At 42.6% G+C, this 18,882-nt stretch carries 21 protein-coding genes and 1 tRNA gene; 17 read left to right on the top strand and 5 right to left on the bottom strand.

The annotated features are described in order from the left end of the window. Nucleotides 1-10 precede the first annotated feature (10 nt). From ACFQZX_RS02495 to ACFQZX_RS02450, 10 genes are all read left to right on the top strand, one after another. Nucleotides 11-949: a sugar phosphate isomerase/epimerase family protein gene (locus tag ACFQZX_RS02495; RefSeq protein ID WP_377111045.1), complete on the top strand. Its 939-nt coding sequence runs from the start codon at nt 11-13 to the stop codon at nt 947-949. Between the two features lie 82 nt (nt 950-1,031). Next, complete coding sequence (locus ACFQZX_RS02490) at nt 1,032-1,424, top strand: hypothetical protein (protein WP_377111044.1); 393 nt, start codon at nt 1,032-1,034, stop codon at nt 1,422-1,424. Continuing rightward, nucleotides 1,424-1,996: a Crp/Fnr family transcriptional regulator gene (locus ACFQZX_RS02485; RefSeq protein WP_377111043.1), complete on the top strand. Its 573-nt coding sequence runs from the start codon at nt 1,424-1,426 to the stop codon at nt 1,994-1,996. The genes ACFQZX_RS02490 and ACFQZX_RS02485 overlap by 1 nt, the downstream gene beginning before the upstream one ends. A gap of 159 nt (nt 1,997-2,155) precedes the next feature. Continuing rightward, a complete protein-coding gene (locus ACFQZX_RS02480; RefSeq protein WP_377111042.1) occupies nt 2,156-2,599 on the top strand; it encodes a carboxymuconolactone decarboxylase family protein in 444 nt (147 codons plus the stop codon). Between the two features lie 236 nt (nt 2,600-2,835). Then, nucleotides 2,836-2,907: transfer RNA gene (locus ACFQZX_RS02475), tRNA-Arg, on the top strand. A 204-nt stretch (nt 2,908-3,111) separates the two neighbouring features. After that, a complete protein-coding gene (locus ACFQZX_RS02470; protein WP_377111041.1) occupies nt 3,112-3,546 on the top strand; it encodes a thioredoxin family protein in 435 nt (144 codons plus the stop codon). Continuing rightward, on the top strand, nt 3,533-4,483 hold the full coding sequence (locus ACFQZX_RS02465) for an FAD:protein FMN transferase (RefSeq protein WP_377111040.1): 951 nt from the start codon (nt 3,533-3,535) through the stop codon (nt 4,481-4,483). Before ACFQZX_RS02470 ends, ACFQZX_RS02465 begins: the two co-directional genes overlap by 14 nt. Nucleotides 4,484-4,488: 5 nt before the next feature. Next, the gene (locus ACFQZX_RS02460) at nt 4,489-4,713 is read left to right on the top strand and encodes a DUF4266 domain-containing protein (RefSeq protein ID WP_377111039.1); all 225 of its coding nucleotides are present in this window, start codon (nt 4,489-4,491) and stop codon (nt 4,711-4,713) included. A 22-nt stretch (nt 4,714-4,735) separates the two neighbouring features. After that, nucleotides 4,736-5,995: a DUF3570 domain-containing protein gene (locus ACFQZX_RS02455; protein ID WP_377111038.1), complete on the top strand. Its 1,260-nt coding sequence runs from the start codon at nt 4,736-4,738 to the stop codon at nt 5,993-5,995. 7 nt (nt 5,996-6,002) lie between these two features. Continuing rightward, complete coding sequence (locus ACFQZX_RS02450; RefSeq protein ID WP_377111037.1) at nt 6,003-6,692, top strand: VIT1/CCC1 transporter family protein; 690 nt, start codon at nt 6,003-6,005, stop codon at nt 6,690-6,692. A gap of 4 nt (nt 6,693-6,696) precedes the next feature. On the opposite strand, the gene ACFQZX_RS02445 is transcribed toward ACFQZX_RS02450, so the two are convergent. Next, entirely contained in the window at nt 6,697-7,359 is a 663-nt protein-coding gene (locus ACFQZX_RS02445; RefSeq protein WP_377111036.1) for a cytochrome b/b6 domain-containing protein, read from the bottom strand. 115 nt (nt 7,360-7,474) lie between these two features. Between ACFQZX_RS02445 and ACFQZX_RS02440 the strand changes: the two genes are divergently transcribed. Both ACFQZX_RS02440 and ACFQZX_RS02435 read left to right on the top strand, forming a co-directional pair. Further along, a complete protein-coding gene (locus tag ACFQZX_RS02440; protein WP_377111035.1) occupies nt 7,475-8,152 on the top strand; it encodes a response regulator transcription factor in 678 nt (225 codons plus the stop codon). Then, entirely contained in the window at nt 8,149-9,399 is a 1,251-nt protein-coding gene (locus tag ACFQZX_RS02435) for a sensor histidine kinase (RefSeq protein WP_377111034.1), read from the top strand. Before ACFQZX_RS02440 ends, ACFQZX_RS02435 begins: the two co-directional genes overlap by 4 nt. Before the next feature lie 256 nt (nt 9,400-9,655). Here ACFQZX_RS02435 and ACFQZX_RS02430 read toward each other — a convergent pair whose 3' ends face one another. Beyond that, nucleotides 9,656-10,168 carry a DUF6702 family protein gene (locus ACFQZX_RS02430; RefSeq protein ID WP_377111033.1) on the bottom strand — a complete coding sequence of 171 codons (513 nt, stop codon included), beginning with the start codon at nt 10,166-10,168 and terminating at the stop codon, nt 9,656-9,658. Between the two features lie 64 nt (nt 10,169-10,232). On the opposite strand from ACFQZX_RS02430, the gene ACFQZX_RS02425 reads away from it, so the two are divergent. The 3 genes from ACFQZX_RS02425 to ACFQZX_RS02415 all read left to right on the top strand — a co-directional run bounded on the left by ACFQZX_RS02425 (nt 10,233) and on the right by ACFQZX_RS02415 (nt 13,783). After that, nucleotides 10,233-10,811, top strand: coding sequence for a HupE/UreJ family protein (locus tag ACFQZX_RS02425; protein ID WP_377111032.1), 579 nt, complete (start codon nt 10,233-10,235; stop codon nt 10,809-10,811). 29 nt (nt 10,812-10,840) lie between these two features. Further along, entirely contained in the window at nt 10,841-13,234 is a 2,394-nt protein-coding gene (locus ACFQZX_RS02420; protein WP_377111031.1) for a M1 family metallopeptidase, read from the top strand. A 153-nt stretch (nt 13,235-13,387) separates the two neighbouring features. Next, nucleotides 13,388-13,783, top strand: coding sequence for a VOC family protein (locus tag ACFQZX_RS02415; RefSeq protein ID WP_377111030.1), 396 nt, complete (start codon nt 13,388-13,390; stop codon nt 13,781-13,783). 102 nt (nt 13,784-13,885) lie between these two features. Here the strand turns inward: ACFQZX_RS02415 and msrB are convergent, their stop codons facing one another. Then, complete coding sequence (gene msrB / locus ACFQZX_RS02410; RefSeq protein WP_377111029.1) at nt 13,886-14,404, bottom strand: peptide-methionine (R)-S-oxide reductase MsrB; 519 nt, start codon at nt 14,402-14,404, stop codon at nt 13,886-13,888. Beyond that, nucleotides 14,401-15,030 carry a peptide-methionine (S)-S-oxide reductase MsrA gene (gene msrA, locus ACFQZX_RS02405; RefSeq protein ID WP_377111028.1) on the bottom strand — a complete coding sequence of 210 codons (630 nt, stop codon included), beginning with the start codon at nt 15,028-15,030 and terminating at the stop codon, nt 14,401-14,403. Before msrA ends, msrB begins: the two co-directional genes overlap by 4 nt. A gap of 166 nt (nt 15,031-15,196) precedes the next feature. On the opposite strand from msrA, the gene ACFQZX_RS02400 reads away from it, so the two are divergent. Further along, nucleotides 15,197-16,051, top strand: a complete 855-nt coding sequence (locus tag ACFQZX_RS02400; protein WP_377111027.1) for an oxidoreductase — start codon at nt 15,197-15,199, stop codon at nt 16,049-16,051. Between the two features lie 130 nt (nt 16,052-16,181). On the opposite strand, the gene ychF is transcribed toward ACFQZX_RS02400, so the two are convergent. Beyond that, on the bottom strand, nt 16,182-17,285 hold the full coding sequence (gene ychF / locus ACFQZX_RS02395; RefSeq protein WP_377111026.1) for a redox-regulated ATPase YchF: 1,104 nt from the start codon (nt 17,283-17,285) through the stop codon (nt 16,182-16,184). A gap of 216 nt (nt 17,286-17,501) precedes the next feature. Here ychF and mgtE point away from each other — a divergent pair, with 216 nt between their 5' ends. After that, nucleotides 17,502-18,872 (top strand): magnesium transporter, encoded by a 1,371-nt coding sequence (mgtE, locus tag ACFQZX_RS02390; protein ID WP_377111025.1) that lies wholly within the window; start codon nt 17,502-17,504, stop codon nt 18,870-18,872. Nucleotides 18,873-18,882: the final 10 nt, after the last annotated feature.

Genomic DNA, 18,882 nt, shown 5'->3' with positions numbered 1-18,882 from the left:
AAAATAACTTATGGAAAAGCACTACTTAACCAGGCGCAGGTTTATTGGAATAAGCGCTGCAGCTTCTGCCGGTTTGTTGCTGGCATCAAAGGCCTCAGTAGCATCTTCATTTTTCAATAATGCAGATAAACCAAATTCGCTGATCAATGGTGTACAAATAGGGGTAATCACTTACTCGTTTCGTAGTATGCCGGGTACGGTTGAAGATCTGCTTAAATACTGCCTTGAGTGTAATATTAATGCCATAGAGTTGATGGGCGATCCTGCAGAAGCTTACGCTGGTGCTCCTAAACGCGAGGGAAGCCAGGCATGGGCAGAATTTGCGCCTAAGCTGGCCGAATGGCGCGGCTCTGTATCGATGGATAAATTTAAACAACTGCGCAAAATGTTTAACGAGGCGGGCGTAACCATTTATGCATGGAAACCAAATGCGCTTGGCGCCAAAAATACCGATGCCGAGATTGAGTACGCCTTTAATGCCGGCAAAGCGCTTGGCTGCAGCCATGTAACAGTTGAATTGCCGGATGAAGCGCAAACCAAGCGACTGGGTGACCTGGCTGCAAAACATAAAATGATGGTGGGTTACCATGCGCATACACAGGCAACCCCTACTTTGTGGGACACCGCGCTCAGTCAATCAAAATACAATGGCATTAACCTGGATATTGGCCATTACGCATCAGGTACAAGCAGCAGCCCTGTTCCTTTTATTGAAAAATATCATGACCGTATCACCAGTATGCACATTAAAGACCGTAAGTTTCATGACGGGCCTAACGCGCCATGGGGCGAAGGTGATACACCGATAAAAGAAGTACTGCAGTTGATGAAAAAGAACAGGTACAAGTTTCCGGCAACTATAGAGTTAGAGTACAATATACCCGGCGGCTCGGACGCTGTAGCAGAAGTAAAAAAATGCCGGGCTTATGCAGCCGAGGCATTAAAGTAAGAAGTATTTAACACCTGCCTAAAAAAGCAGGTGTTATTTTTTTACAGTTTGTTTAATGCCCCTGCTTTTATACTTTAGTTGCATGAAGAAGATTCTTTACCTGCCTTTTATCGCATTTATTTTAAGCAGTTGCAGTTATACCGTTTATAACATGAACCGTGGGTTGTTGCAAAAACCCAAAAAAGATAGTTACCAGGTTGAATATGTAACCGAGGTGCCTGTGGGTACTACTGCAAAAATAACGTATATGGGCCCCAACAATAAGTTTATAGAGGAAAAATATACCGGCACGCTTAATAAACTATATACCATGCCAGGCGACAAGGAGCTAACTTTTACTGTAGATGTGAAGCTGCCGCAAACTACGCCACAAAGTAAATTGCATACTTATGTCAAGGTAGATGGCGAGACGATTACCGATCAAACGCAAACCGGTAAAAAGGTGCATTTCAGTTTTAAATTTAAACTGCCCTGATGTATAATCAGCTTATTGACCATATACAGCGCCATGTGCAGCTAACGCCCGATGAGCAAACAGTTGTTTGCGACGCGATGGAGTTTAAAAGATTCAAAAAGAAGGAAATCATACTGGAGCCGGGTAAACACTGCAAAGGGGAATACTTTGTTTTAACAGGGCTTTTACGGCAGTATTATGTTAACGCCAAACTGAACGAGCAAATTGTGCAGTTTGCCCTTGAAAGCTGGTGGATTGCCGATCAGGACAGTTTGGCCAATCAGGTGCCGGCAACTACTTATATTCAAACCATCGAAGCCTCTGAAGTACTGTTGCTGCATGCAAAATACAAGGATGCTTTGTTAAAGCAGGTTCCCAAACTGGAAACTTACTTCAGGATAATGATGCAACGTGCCTACGTAGCGGCCCAGCGGCGCATTGGCTTTATCTTCAATCAAACAGATGAAGAGCGCTATCGCTATTTTACCGCCATGTTTCCTGATTTTGTACAGCGTGTGCCCCAATACATGCTGGCCTCTTACCTGGGCTTTACCCCGCAGTTTTTAAGCAGGATAAGAGGAAAGAAGGTGTAAGTAGCAAGTTCCAGGTCTTAAGTCAAAATCTGGAGTTTAATTGTCAGTCTTTGACTTCGGACTTCCGACTAAGAACTTCCGGACTTTTCTTAAACTCAGTTCATTTTTTGAGGGGATGTTTGTATGCAATTTTGTGATATCAAATAAACAAACAACATCATGAAAAGAGTTAATTTATTACAGACCCAACCTGAAGCATACAAAGCAATGGCCGCGCTTGAAGCTTATGTTAACAGCACCGAACTTGCGCCCGTACATAAAGAATTGATCAAGATCCGTACATCACAAATAAACGGCTGTGCCTATTGCCTGGATATGCATAACCGAGACGCCCGCAAATTAGGCGAAACTGAACAACGCCTATACACCATTAGCGCCTGGAGGGATACGCCTTTTTTTGATGAAAAGGAACAGGCCATTTTAGCGCTCACCGAAGAAGCTACCCTGATAAGTAAAGGCGGCGTAAGTGATGACACTTATAACAGGGCTTTAGATGTGTTGGGAGCAAACTATCTGGGGCAAGTGCTTATGGCTATCATCACCATCAACGGCTGGAACCGCATCGCCATAACTACGCACTTGCAGCCTGCATTGCAGAAGTAATATTATTCGCGATTTATCATCAGTCTCATAAATAAAACCGCCTGATATTAATTCAGGCAGTTTTTATTTATACGTGTGTTCCCGAGATTGAACATATAACAAAAGGCGGTCATTGCTGTGTTAAAGGATAGCTGCAGCCGAATACCCGAATTTTAGTTTATGGGTCCGGTTTGTATTAACTTATTATCATAATACAGATTGACACATTGGAAATTCCTTTATATTTGCTGTCTAAAGTTCCCGTAGTTCAATGGATAGAATGGCTGATTCCGGTTCAGCTGATATGAGTTCGAATCTCGTCGGGAACACTTTCAAAGGCTGTATTCGCAGCCTTTTTTGTTTTGAATCATATAAGTTTTCGCCTCACAGTCTTAACGATAGCTACCACTACGTAAGCTTTTAATGAGTGCTTGCAAACTTGGTAGAACTCTTCAACTTCAGTTTTAATACAGTTTTGAGCTTTAACTTGTCTTCGTTCTACAGGTAGGACAGTGAAAGTTAATCATATAAAGATGAAAATATTAGCATTTATCCTTTTAGCTGCATTTGCAAATATAGGCTGGCTGGGAGATTTTAATGCTGCCAAAGCGCAGGCTGCAAAAGAGCATAAGCTCATTTTGATCAATTTTTCCGGATCCGACTGGTGCGGGCCATGTATCCGTTTGCGTAAGGAGATATTGGAAACCCCGGAATTTGATCAGTACGCGACCGAGCACCTTGTATTGGTACGTGCCGATTTTCCGCGTCAAAAGAAAAACCAGTTAGATAAGGCTCAGGTAAAACGAAACGAAGCACTGGCCGATAAGTATAACGCCGATGGAAAATTCCCCTATACATTGTTGGTTGATGAGAATGGCAGGGTATTGAAAGAATGGGACGGCTTCCCTAATGTATCAACCGCAAATTTTATTGCGCAGATAGATCCATTCATCCATGCACAACATTGAAAAACCACTGGATGGGAGGCTTTATCAGTGCAGCTTAAAGTTAATGGGCAACCGTTTCGGCATCAGCGTGGTTGATAATGATGAAAATGCAGCGAACGATCATATAGATGCTGCCGTTGCCGAAATAAGCCGGATTGAAAAGCTACTGACCACTTTTAATGAATATAGCCAAACCCAGGCTATCAACCGGAATGCCGGCATTGCACCTGTTAAGATTGACCAGGAGGTGTTTGACCTGATCAGCCGTTCCTTAAAATTATCAAAACTTACCCAGGGCGCTTTTGATATCACCTATGGTTCTATTGATAAGAGCCTGTGGAACTTTGATGTAAACATGAAGGCTTTGCCGGATACGGAAACCGCCAAAAGCTCGGTTAAGCTGATCAATTATAACAACGTTTTACTGGATGCAGCCAATTGTACCGTTTACTTGAAAGAGAAGGGTATGCGTATTGGTTTCGGCGGAATTGGGAAAGGCTATGCTGCCGACAGGGCTCGTGCGGTTTTGCAGCAGCGGGGTGTAATTAGCGGCATTGTTAACGCTGCAGGTGACCTGGTTACCTGGGGCACACCGCCTAATAGCCGTCAATGGACCATCGGCATTGCAGACCCTGATCAAACCCAATCTCCATTCTCTACTTTAAATATCAGCAACATGGCGGTAGCTACCTCGGGCAATTACGAAAAGTATGCTGTAATAAACGGAAAGAAATATTCGCATACGATAGATCCTAAAACAGGATTACCTGTTACCGGTATCAAAAGCGTAACCATTATATGCCCCAGTGCCGAACTGGCCGATGCGATGGCAACACCGGTTATGGTTATGGGGGTAAAGGTGGGCCTCAACCTTATTGATCAATTGCCACATATGGGCTGCGTTATCATAAATGATAATAACCAGGCCTTCTGTTCAAAAAATATTAACATTAAATAATTACGATGAAATACCCCACTATAAGGACATTGCTCACTGCTTTAGGCCTGGCTTTGATCCTGCCCTCCTGCACGTCTGTTAAGGCTTATCAGAAGAACCGCCTAAATGATACAGAGATGGATCTTACGGCCCGTAAGTCGCAAAAGTTTGAGCAAAGTTTCCAGTTGTACCGCGAAGGCGCATCAGGTGCCAATGGTGGCAAAAGTGGCGGTGGCTGTGGTTGTAACTAATTAAGAGAGCAACATGAGGAAAATGTATTTATGCATCGCCGCTTTGTATTTAGGCATAGTGGTATCGCATGCGCAAACCCGGCCACAAGCTACTTTTAAAGATAGCAGTAATTACGAAGCCCGTAAACTAAAGTTAGACGAAATTAATGTGGTATCGGCGTATTATCATCAGGATGGGAATAACTCTGCCGTTACCGGTGGAATAGGAACCGAAAAGCTCACGGACTTTGCCAATACCTTCGACCTGCAAATGTCTAAGTACGGTGCAAGCGGTAAAAAGCATACCTTTTTATTTGAATTGGGAGTAGACCACTACACCTCAGCCTCTTCCGATAAAATTGACCCTTATACCGTATCCTCCGCTTCCATGCAGGATACCCGTATATACCCGTCGTTCAACTGGACAATGTCAAATGATAAAACCGGAAATGCTTTCGGGCTAACCGGTTCGTATTCGCGGGAATATGATTACCAGTCGTTTGGTGCTGCGATAAACTTAACACGTTTATCCAAAGATAAAAATACCCAATTTGATTTTAAGGCGCAGGCTTTTTTTGATACATGGAAAGTGATTCTGCCTGTTGAATTACGGCCGGCAGATTACGGCTCGGGCTCTGAAAGCGATGACAGGGGTAGCGGTACAATCAATCATAAGCCACGGAACTCCTTTAGTACTTTGTTTTCTTTATCACAGGTAATTAGCACACGGCTGCAGGCCGCCATTATTATTGAGCCTTCGTACCAAAAGGGTTTATTGGCTACACAATATCAGCGGGTATATTTTAACAGCAATTTTGCTACCGGTGTAGGGCCAGCCAACAACATTTTTAATGAGCGGGTAGAAATCTTGCCAGGCAGCCGTTATAAATTGCCTATAGCGGTAAGATTAAATTACTTTCTTGATGATCGGTTCATCATTCGTGCTTTTTACCGTTATTATACAGATAACTGGGGTATCAGGGCAAACACCGCCGAATTGGAAGTGCCCGTAAAACTAACCTCATTTGTATCTGTCAGCCCTTACTACAGGTTTACAGATCAGCAGGGAACACGCTATTTTGCGCCTTACGGGCAGCACAGTCCAGAAGAAAAATATTACACAAGCGATTACGACCTTTCCAGCCTTTCCAGTAATTTCTTTGGTGCTAATATTCGGCTTTCGCCGCCTAAAGGCGTTTTTGGCTGGCAGCATTTCAGTTCGCTCGAAATAAGGGCGGGGCACTATACCAGGTCTAACGGGTTAAACTCCAATATTGTTACCTTAGCTATGAAAATTAAATAATTGGAATATGCACCTTGAGCATCATGTTACCGGCTCAGAAATCATCAGAGATATCGTTATCGGTATGTCTGATGGGTTGACCGTCCCATTCGCGTTGGCAGCGGGATTGAGCGGCGCCATCAGTTCTTCAGGCCTGGTTGTAACCGCTGGTATTGCGGAGATTGTTGCCGGCTCAATAGCTATGGGTTTAGGCGGATACCTGGCCGGTAAAACCGAGGCCGACCATTACCGGTCGGAGTTAAAGCGGGAGTATGAAGAGATAGAGCGTGTGCCTGAGCAGGAGAAAATTGAAGTGAGAGAGGTATTTGCCGGTTTTGGTTTGTCTGAACATTTACAAAACCAGATAGCAGACGAACTGGCAAAGGACAAAAAGCAGTGGGTAGATTTTATGATGCGCTACGAATTAGGGCTTGAAGAGCCAAACCCCAACCGTGCTACCAGAAGTGCGTTTACAATTGGCGTTTCTTATATAATTGGTGGCATTATTCCGCTATCTCCTTACCTTTTCATCAGCAATGCGCAAACTGCATTAGGATATTCATGTATAGTTACGGTGCTTTGCCTGTTTATTTTTGGCTATTTTAAGAGCCGAATGACGGGGCAGCCTGCATTTGCGGGTGCCTTAAAAGTAGTGGTTATTGGTGCTTTGGCTGCCGGGGCGGCATTTACAATGGCTAAACTTATTAACGGTAAATAACTGTTCAGGCTTTACCGCCGTTGATCATGTCTGATACAATGCCAGCGCTGCCTCTTCGTTCTGCCAGGTAAACACCTATGAGGTGTATCACAATAAAGGCGATGATGAAGTACATGCAAAAACCATGTATTTCTTTTACAGTATGGCGGATAGCCTTATACGGTGCCAGTAAGTCCTCAAAAGCCAGAAACAAGCCGGTAATTGCCATTATGATAAGCAGCAAGTAAAATACTGCATAGATTGTTTTAACCGTTAGCTCGTGTTGGTAAAGTTTACGGTTTGCTTTTGTTGCTTTATAATGGTAATAAGCTGCTTTTATTTTGCGTATCAACTTTTGATCTGCCTGCTGGAAAAATTCCATTACCAACCTTAATAATAACAAGCCGGCAAGTGCATAGCCAAAATAAGCGTGTATTTTCCAAACCTGGCCGCTCAGCGTATGGCTAATTGAACCGGCCTGTTTGGCCGAAACAGTAATTCCGCCATGGTTCAACTCATTTTGTACTACTTTCGTAATGTTAATGCGATCAGATAACGTAGAATTAATCAACACCGTGATCAGCGATCCGCAAATAACCAGGGCATTGCCCCAATGCCATAAACGCAACGGCGAAGAGTATTTTTTGGTATGCTGCGGGTTTTGGCGTATAGGCTCGATCAGGGTCATAATCAGAATGCTATTTGAAACCTAAGTTATACAGTAATATTGAAGAAAAACTGAAGCACCTATTTTACTACAGACTATCTTCAAATTTGATGGTTATATTTGATAAAAAGCACCGTTGAAAATCCTGGTAATTGAAGATGAAAAAGGACTGCGTGAAAATATCACGGGTTATTTAAATGTGGACGGTAATATTTGTGAGAGCAGTAACAACCTTTCTGCCGCTACAGATAAACTGGCTAATTACGAGTACGACTGCATCCTGCTGGATATCGGCCTGCCAGATGGGGAAGGTTTTGAAATTTTAGATTATCTGAAGAAACACAATAAAAAAGAATCGGTAATTATCATTTCCGCGCGTAATTCTCTGGATGATAAGATCAATGGGCTGAACTTTGGAGCAGACGATTACCTTACTAAACCCTTTCATCTGGCGGAGATGAAAGCGCGTTTAATGGCAGTTTTCAGAAGAAAGTTAATGAGTACCCATAACCAGTTGACATTTAATGAAATAAGTATAGACCTGATGGCACGCACTGTAGCCGTTAATGAAAATGTGGTTATACTAACCAAAAAGGAATTTGACATGCTTTTATACTTTATAGCCAACAAAGACAGGGTGATTTCTAAGGGCGCAATAGCTGAACACTTGTGGGGTGATGAAATGGATATGCATGATAATTATGAGTTTATTTATACCCATATCAAAAATCTGCGTAAAAAACTTTTAGATGCGAGTTGCCACGATTATCTGCGGTCTGTTTACGGTATAGGCTACAAATTCACCGCTAAATGAAACTGTCTGCACATTATAATAAAGCTGGTATACTAACCAGTTTGATGGTGCTTTTTATAGGGGGAGTGATCTATTACTTTGCAATTCAATATATAGCTGTTAGACAACTGGATAAAAGTCTTACTCAAGCCCTTTATGAAGCCGAAGAGTATGCACGATCAGGCGTATCTCCACAGCAATATGATGAGGATAAAGACCACGTTATTTTCGAAAGTACCGGCCAGGCTGTGTTTGCCAGGCGATACTATGATACGGTCTATTTTAATCTGTATGAAAAAAGGCCAGAGCCGGCAAGGTCTGTACAGGATATCATTAAAGTTAACGGGCAAAATTACCTGGTTACTATTACAAATTCACGTGAAGGCACGCACGAATTGATTGGTGTCATCGGCATTATTACGTTGATATTGATTACCTGCCTTGTGATAAGCCTTTTTGTGATCAACAAATATGTGCTTACCGGTTTATGGCGTCCATTCTTTCAAACGTTGCAACAAGTAAAGATGTTCAATGTATCTGAAGTGCCCCGTTTCGAGATTATTGATAGTAAAGTAGATGAGTTTGCCGAACTTAACCGGGCTATTTATGAAATGGCCGCACGGGTAAAAGAAGATTACCAAAGCCTAAAACAATTTACCGAGAACGCCTCACATGAATTAATGACCCCGCTTGCCGTAGCGACCACCAAATTGGATATCCTGATACAGGACGAATCGTTAAACGCGGTGCAACTGGAACAGATAAATGATATTTATACCTCCATCAGCCGGTCGGCAAGGCTTAACCAATCTCTTTTATTATTGATCAAGTTAGAAAACCAGCTTATCAATGAGCAGGAGTCAATTGATCTTGAAGCCCTGATTTTTCAGAAAATCAGCCAGTTTCAGGAGCTTATGCAGAGTAAGCAACTCAGTTTGCAACATGAACTGGTTTACTGCGAGATCATTGCCAGTAAATATCTTATCGATATCATGCTGAACAACCTTTTAAGCAACGCTATTCGCCATAACCATGCTCATGGTCATATAGTTATTAAGCTTACAAAGGATTATCTGATTATTAAGAACAGCGGCCCACGCGGAAACCTTAATGAACGACAGTTATTTGAGCGGTTCAAAAAAGGGAGCGGATCACAGGGTACCGGCCTGGGTTTGGCCATGGTACGTAAAATTTGTAGCTACTACGGTTATTCAGTCAATTATGAATATGAAATTGACACGCATGTTTTTTCAGTAATGTTCAATTGAAATTTTCAAAATCGTAAACTGTTTTTTGCCTTTAAATTAATGCCACCTTTAATATGCGGTGCCGGTTTGTATTACCGTAAGTACAGCGCGTGGGTCCAGACGTAAGCCAGGTACCTGCTTTATGGTGGCGGGTAAAATTTGTTGTTCCCTTGTTTAAAGTAGGCGCATTACTTTGCAGGTGTAATCTCAGGCGGTATTAATAATCAGCACGTCTAAGGGATTATTAAGCCGATAATTTGAATTTAGGTTTAAGGCATCAAAAACTCTGAGTAACCTGTTTTGCAGGGGCGTCAAGCCGGGTGCTTTTACGGGTGCCGTTAACCGTCATGTGTACAATGTTCAATTGATCGGCATAAAGGCTCTGTAGTAAGGTAACCTGCGCATCAATGCTCTTGGGTGTATTTATTTTTGCCGATTCCAGATAAATATTAACCGCCTCCCTGTTGATCTCGAAACCCAGGTAATTCAAGGGCAGCGCGGCAGTATTAGCTTTTAATTGTAAGTGGCTGTTAATATAGTTTTTTACAAGTACATCCATTGCTTTGTGCATATCCTCTCGGCTTAGATCAACTTTGGTATGAAATTGTTTTTCAAGCGCATCTTCAAAATCATCAGTAAAAATTGTGCATATTACTTCCATTTGTTTGTCGCTGCTGTTAAAGCTTACATCGGTAGTACTGACATGCAAAGGATGGAATACAGGCTTTACAGTAAAAAGGCCGGTAATAATGTAACAATATAATAGAGATTTACTTAAAAAAGCAGTCATAGCGGCTGTACAATTTATTTATAGCTAAAAGCTGTTAAATTTACGCTTTCATTAAATAAATATTATGTCTGATATTGGTTTTTATTTCGGACTGGGATGGAAACACATTATCAGTACCGATGCTTTAGACCATCAATTGTTCATACTCGCGCTTGCATCGGTTTATACACTTAAAAATGTTAAACAGGTGTTGATATTGATAACAGCCTTTACCATTGGCCACTCGCTTACCCTGGCTTTAAGCGTGTTGGATGTGATCAGGTTTCCAGGCAAATGGGTAGAATTTTTAATACCATGCACCATATTTATAACGGCAATAAATAACCTTTGGCGGGTAAATGAAAAAAACGGCGGCGTAAATGTAAATTACTGGCTGGCCCTGTTTTTTGGGTTGATACACGGAATGGGGTTTGCCAACAGTATACGTATCATGTTAGCGCAAGACCAAACCATAGGCTGGGGGCTTTTTGGCTTTAACCTGGGGCTCGAAGCAGGGCAGATTGTAGTAGTTGCCATTGTATTATTACTGGCCTCGCTGTTTAATAATATGCTGCGTGTAACCCGTCGCGATTGGGTGTTTTTTATTTCGGCAGGTGTTTTTGCGTTATCTGTACAAATGGCGCTTGAAAGGTTGCCAAATTAATTTAAATTTGATTTTTAAACCACATATAAATGAAGCGAATTTTTACCAGCTTTCTTCTTTCAGCAAGTATATGTAGTGCGGCCCTGGCACAAAATATACAAAACAATCCGGGCAGTAACCACGGTAACAAGTTTGAGCAGTTAGGCACAATTTTAAGTACGCCCAATGAACAGCGGACTGCGAGCGGCGCCCCAGGTGCTAAATACTGGCAGCAACGTGCCGATTATAACATCAAGTGCGAACTTGATGAAAAAAACCTGAAGCTTACCGGCTCTGAAACAATTACTTACTATAATAACTCGCCAGACCCGTTAACCTATATCTGGCTGCAGTTGGATGAGAACGAGCATAGCAGCATTAATAACTCCGGTTACCAAAGCAGCTCTGGTATGCCTCGGGCCACAACCACCCAAAATGTAGACAGAAATGCTGCCCGTAACGGAGATGCAGATAATGGCCTTGGTGATGTGATAACCCGTCTTACCGATGCAACTGGTAAAAAACTGAGCTATACCATCAACAAAACCATGATGCGTATAGATTTGCCTGCGCCATTAAAACCAGGTGCCCAGTTTGTATTTAATGTTGACTGGAACTATAAAATAACCGACCGTATGACCGTTGGCGGTCGCGGAGGGTATGAGTTTTTCCCGGAGGATGGTAACTACCTGTTCACCATGACACAATGGTACCCTCGTCTTTGCGTTTACAGCGATTTTCAGGGGTGGCAAAACCATCAGTTTACAGGCCGTGGAGAGTTTGCCTTAACCTTTGGTAACTTCCATGTACAAATGACCGTTCCTGCAGACCACGTTGTTGGCGCTACCGGCGAATGTATCAATTACAGCGCTGTGCTGAGCCCTGCAAAGCTGGCCCGCTATACTAAAGCAAAAACATCTGCAACGCCGGTTGAGATTGTTACCCTTGCAGAAGCCAAAGCGGCAGAAAAAGCACCGGCTACCGCTAAAAAAACCTGGGTTTTTCAGGCTAACAATGTTCGCGATTTTGCATGGGGATCATCCCGTAAATTTGTTTGGGATGCGATGGGCGTAAAGGTAGGCGGCCACAATACTATGTGTATGAGTTACTATGGTAAAGAGGCTTATAACCTGTATAGCAAATACTCAACCCGCCTGGTAGCGCATACCATCAAAACTTATTCAGATTTTTCTATCCCTTATCCATACCCTGTTGCACAGTCTGTAGAGGCATCAAACGGTATGGAGTATCCTATGATATGCTTTAACTACGGCCGTACCGAAAAGGACGGGACTTACAGTGAAAGCACTAAAAATGGTATGATCGGCGTAATCATTCATGAAGTTGGCCACAACTTCTTCCCGATGATTGTTAACAGCGACGAACGCCAGTGGACATGGATGGACGAAGGCCTTAACTCGTTTGTTGAATACCTAACCGAAGAGCGTTGGGATAACAAATTCCCAAGCAAAAAAGGAGCGGCCTATACCATTGTTGACTATATGAAATTGCCAAAAAACGAATTGGAGCCAACCATGACCAATTCTGAGAATATAGTTCGCTTTGGCCCTAACGCATACTCTAAACCTGCTACAGCTTTAAACATCCTGCGCGAGACCATTATGGGCCGCAAACTGTTTGATTATGCCTTTAAAGAGTATGCACGCCGCTGGGCATTTAAACATCCCACACCTGCCGACCTTTTCCGTACTATGGAAGATGCCAGTGGTGAGGACCTGGATTGGTTCTGGAGAGGATGGTTCTACGGTACCGACCCTGTTGATATTTCTCTGGACTCTGTTAAATATGCCAAAGCTGACGTTGACGCTAAACTACCTGCAATGAGGCAACGTGGCGCTGCTAAGGTTGCACCACCTGCGGTTAACGATTTTGAGGATATATCTAAAGTACGTAACCGTACTGATAAAAATATCAGGTTTGAAACAGATCTTGATACCGCAACTCATGATTTTTACTGGAAGTATGACAGGGGCATGGTTAAGGTAGATACAGCTAAATTCGAAGCTATGGTTAAAGCTCAGCCGGCACCTGATGCTTATGTAGAGCCATTGAACGATGCCGATAAAGCTAAATATAACAGTAAATATTTTTACGAGTTGAACTTTACCAACAAAGGTGGTTTGGTGATGCCTATTATAGTTGAGTTTACTTTTAAAGACGGAACCAAGTGGGTAGACCGTATACCTGTACAGATATGGAGATTGAATGAGAAGACAGCTTCAAAATTCTATATCCACGATAAGGAAGTAGCTTCTATCAAACTCGACCCAATGCGCGAGACCGCCGATATTGATGAGAGTAACAATTACTGGGGTAAAATGCCCGAACCATCAAAATTCCAACTGTTTAAACAAAAAACAGGCGGGCCGGTGCGTGGCCAGTCAAGTGGTATTAACCCAATGCAGGTTTCAGCCTCTAAATAATTTAAATATAACCCAAATAAAAACGGCCGCAATTGCGGCCGTTTTTATTTGGTACCAGTGAAAAGCTAAAAAATATTTTAAATGCTATCGCAACTGGCATTTATAATGATTTAATTTATATAACTTCAATCTCAACTTACAACAATATTAAATATGAAAAAGGTAACCGGCCTTGGTGGCATTTTTTTTAAATGCGATAACCCGAAAGCAATGAACGAATGGTACGCTAAAAACCTTGGGCTGCCAACCAGCGATTATGGGACAACGTTTGAGTGGAGGGAAGCCGATAATCCGTCGCGAAAAGGATCAACAACCTGGAGCACATTCCCGCAGGATACCAAATACTTTAATCCTTCAACCAAGCCTTTTATGATCAATTACCGTGTGGAAAATCTTTCTGCACTGGTTGATGAGCTTAAAAAAGAAAACGTGACCATTGTTGATGAGATAGCGGATTATGATTATGGCAAATTCATACACGTGCTTGATCCGGAAGGCAACATGATAGAGCTTTGGGAGCCAAAAGAAGAAACGGATACAGAAATGTAGTTTACTGACTCACCCGGTCTTCCCTCCACTAAACCACCCTCTTACCGCACACGCAAAGAGGGTGGAGAGGGGTTATTAAAAAATCCTTCCTTTCAGTACTGGTTATTTCCCAAAGCCATCCGGCTGAAAATCCAGCGAAACGGAATTCATGCAATATCTTTTACCTGTAGGCGGCGGGCCATCGTCAAAAATATGTCCCAGGTGCGAGTCGCAACGGGCGCAAATCACTTCAATACGATCCATCCCTACAGAATGGTCTTGCTTGTACAACACAGCATTTTTGCGTGATGGTTCAAAAAAGCTTGGCCAGCCACAATCACTTGCAAATTTAGCGTCAGAGCGAAATAGCTTGTTACCGCAAACAGCACAGTAATAAGTACCCTTTGCATTGGCATTCCAAAATTTCCCTGTAAAAGGGCGCTCGGTAGCCTGCTCGCGTGCGGTGGCATATAAAGCCGGTGGTAAAATCTTTTTCCACTCTGCATTAGATACATTCAAATGCCGGGTATCTGTATTGGAGTAATATGGATTATTAGCATGGCCTTTATTTGTCTTCAATTGCTGCGAAAATGCCGTAGTAACCGCAAAAATTAAAGAAACAACCAGTGTTATCTTTTTCATTTAGTTTTTATTTTGTTCTTGAATACTTTTTTAAATTTTTCCAGCTCGGGTTGTATTACATATTTACAATAGGGTTGGCTGCCGTTTTGGTTAAAGTAGTTTTGGTGGTAATCTTCGGCCTTATAAAATACCTTGAAGGGTGCCACCTGAGTAACTATTTTGTTTTTGTAGACCTTTTCGGCGTTTAACTTACTGATATAGTAGTCGGCTTTCTGCTTTTGTGTAGCGTTATGATAAAATATGGCCGAGCGGTACTGTGTGCCAACATCATTGCCCTGGCGGTTAAGCTGAGTAGGATCATGGGCCACAAAAAAGGCTTCCAATAGTTCGTCATAGCTAATCACTGCTGGATCGTAGACAATGTTACATGCCTCGGCATGGCCGGTAGTACCTGTGCAAACCAACCTGTAAGACGGGTTGGCGACATTACCGCCCGTAAAGCCGGAAGTAACACTTTTAACACCTTTTAATTGCTGAAATTTGGCTTCGGTACACCAAAAGCAACCGGTAGCAAATGTTGCCGTATCGAGCTTGGCAGGCTTGGTTGATGCTTTTATCCCGGTACCGGCAAATGCCGAAAAAGAAAGAATTACACCTAATATAAACGTTACTGATTTTCTTATCATGATTATTAATATCCTTGATTTATATATAACTAACGAGATTTAGGCCATAAAGAATTTACAAGTTATAACATAATAGGGTTTATGATACTTGGTTGACAAAACATACCAGATAAAAGCAAACTCTATATTGCAAAACTGGTTTTATGATAACACTAAGTTAATACAAATGGAAAATACAAATACACCAGTTTGGTTTATAACCGGATGTTCTACCGGGTTTGGGCGCGAACTGGTTAAACTGCTGTTAGATAAAAATTATAATGTAGTTATCACGGCCCGCGATACAGAAAAGATCAAAGACCTTGCAAAGGGAAATGAAGACAACTCCCTGGTATTGCAACTTGACGTTACAGATAAAGCGCAAGTAGCTGATGCTGTTAAACGGACAGAGGAAAAGTTTGGTAAAATAGATGTACTGGTAAACAACGCAGGCTACGGCTATTTTACCAGTATAGAGGAGGGAGAGGAAGAGAAAATTCGTGCACAGTTTGAAACCAACTTTTTTGGTTTGGTGGCTATGACACAGGCTGTGCTGCCAGGTATGCGCAAAAACCGCAAGGGGCACATTGTTAATTTCTCATCCATTGGCGGGCTGCGCGCTTTTATGGCTACCGGTTTTTATCATGCTACAAAATTTGCTGTTGAGGGACTATCCGAGTCGCTATCGCAGGAAGTGGCGTCTTTAGGTATTAAGGTGCTGATAGTAGAGCCCGGGCCTTTCCGTACCGACTGGGCGGGCCGTTCAACCGCGCGGACAGAGACTCAGTTAGATGATTATAAAGAAACTATTGGCAAACGCATGGCAGCCAGTTTAGAAAGCAGCGGTAAACAGGTTGGCGACCCTGTACGCGGCTCACAGGCTATAATTGATGCCGTAGAATCTGGTGATACAAAACTCAGGTTGCTACTTGGCGAGATGGCTTACAATATGGCCAACGAGAAGCTGGATATGCTTAAGCAAAATTTTGAAGAATATAAGGATTTGACCTTCGGGGCAGACTTCCCGGAAAATGAACGATAAAAGAAAAGCCCCAATCGGGGCTTTTCTTATGTAATATTGAATGATGAATCCCGAATGTAAAATTTTGAAGGGTTTTCTGTTCAATATTTGTAATTAGACGTTCATAATTCGATTTTTAATTATAAAGTTATTAAACATTAAACCTAAAGTGCATAATGTCCCCATCTTCTACCACATAGGTTTTACCTTCTACCCCCATTTTACCGGCTTCTTTAATAGCAGCTTCAGAGCCGTTATACTTAACAAAATCTTCGTATTTAATTACTTCAGCGCGGATAAACCCTTTCTCAAAATCGGTATGGATAACGCCGGCTGCCTGCGGTGCGGTAAAGCCCTGTGTAATGGTCCACGCGCGTACTTCCTGTACACCTGCTGTGAAGTAAGTAGCCAGGTTTAACAATTTGTAAGCGGCTTTAATCAGCTTGTTAACGCCCGATTCGGTCAGGCCTAAATCATCCAGGAACATCTGGCGCTCCTCGTAAGTTTCCAGCTGTGATATTTCCGACTCTATCTGTGCGGAGATGATCAAAACCTCTGCGTTTTCTTCCTTAACCGCCTCACGCACCTTTTCTACATAAGCATTGCCTGTGTTAACAGATGCTTCGTCTACGTTACATACGTACAATACCGGTTTAGCGGTAAGCAGGTACAGGTCGGCTATATATTCTTTATCCTCTTCGGCAACAGGTGCAGTACGTGCCGATTTGCCCGCTAACAGATGGTTTTTATACACGAGTGCAATTTCATAAGCTTTTTTAGCTTCTTTATCACCGCCGGTTTTAGCCATCTTTTCAACCTTCTGTATCTTTTTATCTATCGATTCAAGATCTTTCAGTTGTAATTCGGTGTCGATGATCTCTTTGTCGCGTATCGGGTCTACAGAACCATCAACGTGTATCACGTTATCGTTATCAAAGCAGCGCAGTACGTGGATAATAGCATTTGTAGCACGGATGTTTCCCAGAAACTGGTTACCCAGGCCTTCGCCTTTGCTGGCACCTTTTACCAAACCGGCAATGTCAACAATCTCAATAGTGTTCGGTACAACGTTTTTAGGATTTACTATCTCGGTAAGTTTGGTCAGGCGCTCATCCGGAACGGTAATTACACCTACATTTGGCTCTATAGTACAAAACGGGAAGTTAGCCGCCTGTGCCTTAGCATTTGATAAACAGTTAAAAAGTGTAGACTTGCCTACGTTTGGCAAACCCACTATACCACATTGTAAACCCATGTTTTGCTATTAGTTGATTAAGCTGACTGGAGGGCGGTTGTTATGTTGATATATGAATTTAACCATTCACTCAATCAACTACGCACTCAATCAACCTGTCTTTTTCAAGCCGCAAAGATAACACAAAAAAATCCTTGTAATTTGAAAAAATAAACGACTTTTGCCAGCGGAAAATCCGCACATAAAACAAGTATTAACATGTAAACATTTAGGCTTATGGAAGAGATGGTTGAGCAGATAGAACTATTACTGGAACAGAATGACCCCAAACAGTTGCAGGAATATTTGAACAACCTGAATATATCGGACGTTGAAGAACTGATAGACGAACTTCCGGAACATGGCCCTTTGTTTTTAGAAACCCTTTCTGTTAACCGTGCCGTAAACGTTTTCAGGATACTTGATTTCCCTACGCAGGAGCGTATTATCAAAAAGCTTTCAGGCCAGCGGGTACGCGAGATAGTAATTGGTTTACCACCCGACGACCGCACATCTTTTTTTAGCGAACTGCATGGCGATGCTGTTAAAACGCTGATACTTCACTTATCACCTGCCGACCGTAAAGAGGCATTGGTGTTATTAGGTTATGAGGAAGACAGCGTAGGCCGTTTGATGACGCCCGATTACGTAACCGTTCGTAAAAGCTGGGATGTGAGCCGGGTACTGTCTCATATTCGCAGGTATGGCAAAAACTCTGAAACCATTGATGTTATTTACGTAATTGGCGACAATGGTGTGTTGCTGGATGATATTCGTATACGAGATATATTACTGGTAGACCCTGATACTAAAGTTAGCCAATTGATGGATGGCCGCCTGATAGCGCTGGATGTTAATGACCCTCAGGAGGAAGCGATAAACGTTTTCAGGATGAATAACCGTACCGCTTTGCCGGTAGTTGATGGCGAAAATATACTACTGGGCATTGTAACAGTAGATGATATACTTTGGTTGGCAAATGAAGAATATACCGAGGACATCCAGAAGATAGGGGGTACCGAGGCTTTAGACGAGCCTTATCTGGATATCAACCTTTTCAGGCTGGTAAAAAAACGTGTAGGCTGGCTGATCATATTATTTTTAGGGGAAATGCTTACTGCAACAGCCATGGGCTTTTTTGAGCATGCTATAGAGAAAGCGGTTGTACTGGCCTTGTTTATACCACTAATTATTTCAAGCGGTGGTAACAGCGGCTCACAGGCGTCAACCCTGATCATACAGGCGATGGCAATGGGAGAAGTAACTATTGCCGATTGGTGGCGGGTAATGCGGCGGGAAATCATATCGGGCCTTATGCTTGGGGTTACACTTGGCATAATCGGTTTTTTGCGGATAGCTGTGTTCAGCATGTTTACTACTATTTATGGTATACACTGGCTGATGGTAGGGATAACCATAGGCATATCATTGGTAGGGGTGGTGCTTTGGGGGTCGCTGGCAGGTTCTATGTTGCCATTAGTGTTAAAAAAGCTGGGGGCCGACCCTGCGGCTTCTTCAGCGCCGTTTGTGGCAACGCTTGTAGATGTTACCGGCCTTATCATTTATTTCAGCGTAGCTATGGTGCTGCTGAAAGATATAATGATTTAAAAAAAATACC

The sequence above is a fragment of the Mucilaginibacter litoreus genome, from assembly GCF_042676805.1.
In the GTDB taxonomy this organism is placed as follows: Bacteria; Bacteroidota; Bacteroidia; order Sphingobacteriales; family Sphingobacteriaceae; genus Mucilaginibacter; species Mucilaginibacter litoreus.
The sequence above is the reverse complement of the archived record's forward strand: the minus strand, read 5'-3'. Positions and strand labels throughout refer to the sequence as shown.

Excerpts from the sequence above, each read along its gene's own strand:
- ACFQZX_RS02480 (WP_377111042.1), top strand. The coding sequence starts at position 2,156 with ATGAAAAGAGTTAATTTATTACAGACCCAACCTGAAGCATACAAAGCA.
- ACFQZX_RS02415 (WP_377111030.1), top strand. The coding sequence starts at position 13,388 with ATGAAAAAGGTAACCGGCCTTGGTGGCATTTTTTTTAAATGCGATAAC.
- ACFQZX_RS02430 (WP_377111033.1), bottom strand. The coding sequence starts at position 10,168 with ATGACTGCTTTTTTAAGTAAATCTCTATTATATTGTTACATTATTACC.
- ACFQZX_RS02465 (WP_377111040.1), top strand. The coding sequence starts at position 3,533 with ATGCACAACATTGAAAAACCACTGGATGGGAGGCTTTATCAGTGCAGC.
- msrA (WP_377111028.1), bottom strand. The coding sequence starts at position 15,030 with ATGATAAGAAAATCAGTAACGTTTATATTAGGTGTAATTCTTTCTTTT.
- ACFQZX_RS02435 (WP_377111034.1), top strand. The coding sequence starts at position 8,149 with ATGAAACTGTCTGCACATTATAATAAAGCTGGTATACTAACCAGTTTG.
- ACFQZX_RS02420 (WP_377111031.1), top strand. The coding sequence starts at position 10,841 with ATGAAGCGAATTTTTACCAGCTTTCTTCTTTCAGCAAGTATATGTAGT.
- ychF (WP_377111026.1), bottom strand. The coding sequence starts at position 17,285 with ATGGGTTTACAATGTGGTATAGTGGGTTTGCCAAACGTAGGCAAGTCT.
- ACFQZX_RS02470 (WP_377111041.1), top strand. The coding sequence starts at position 3,112 with ATGAAAATATTAGCATTTATCCTTTTAGCTGCATTTGCAAATATAGGC.
- ACFQZX_RS02425 (WP_377111032.1), top strand. The coding sequence starts at position 10,233 with ATGTCTGATATTGGTTTTTATTTCGGACTGGGATGGAAACACATTATC.
- msrB (WP_377111029.1), bottom strand. The coding sequence starts at position 14,404 with ATGAAAAAGATAACACTGGTTGTTTCTTTAATTTTTGCGGTTACTACG.
- ACFQZX_RS02455 (WP_377111038.1), top strand. The coding sequence starts at position 4,736 with ATGTATTTATGCATCGCCGCTTTGTATTTAGGCATAGTGGTATCGCAT.
- ACFQZX_RS02450 (WP_377111037.1), top strand. The coding sequence starts at position 6,003 with ATGCACCTTGAGCATCATGTTACCGGCTCAGAAATCATCAGAGATATC.
- ACFQZX_RS02490 (WP_377111044.1), top strand. The coding sequence starts at position 1,032 with ATGAAGAAGATTCTTTACCTGCCTTTTATCGCATTTATTTTAAGCAGT.
- ACFQZX_RS02400 (WP_377111027.1), top strand. The coding sequence starts at position 15,197 with ATGGAAAATACAAATACACCAGTTTGGTTTATAACCGGATGTTCTACC.
- ACFQZX_RS02495 (WP_377111045.1), top strand. The coding sequence starts at position 11 with ATGGAAAAGCACTACTTAACCAGGCGCAGGTTTATTGGAATAAGCGCT.
- ACFQZX_RS02445 (WP_377111036.1), bottom strand. The coding sequence starts at position 7,359 with ATGACCCTGATCGAGCCTATACGCCAAAACCCGCAGCATACCAAAAAA.
- ACFQZX_RS02460 (WP_377111039.1), top strand. The coding sequence starts at position 4,489 with ATGAAATACCCCACTATAAGGACATTGCTCACTGCTTTAGGCCTGGCT.
- mgtE (WP_377111025.1), top strand. The coding sequence starts at position 17,502 with ATGGAAGAGATGGTTGAGCAGATAGAACTATTACTGGAACAGAATGAC.
- ACFQZX_RS02485 (WP_377111043.1), top strand. The coding sequence starts at position 1,424 with ATGTATAATCAGCTTATTGACCATATACAGCGCCATGTGCAGCTAACG.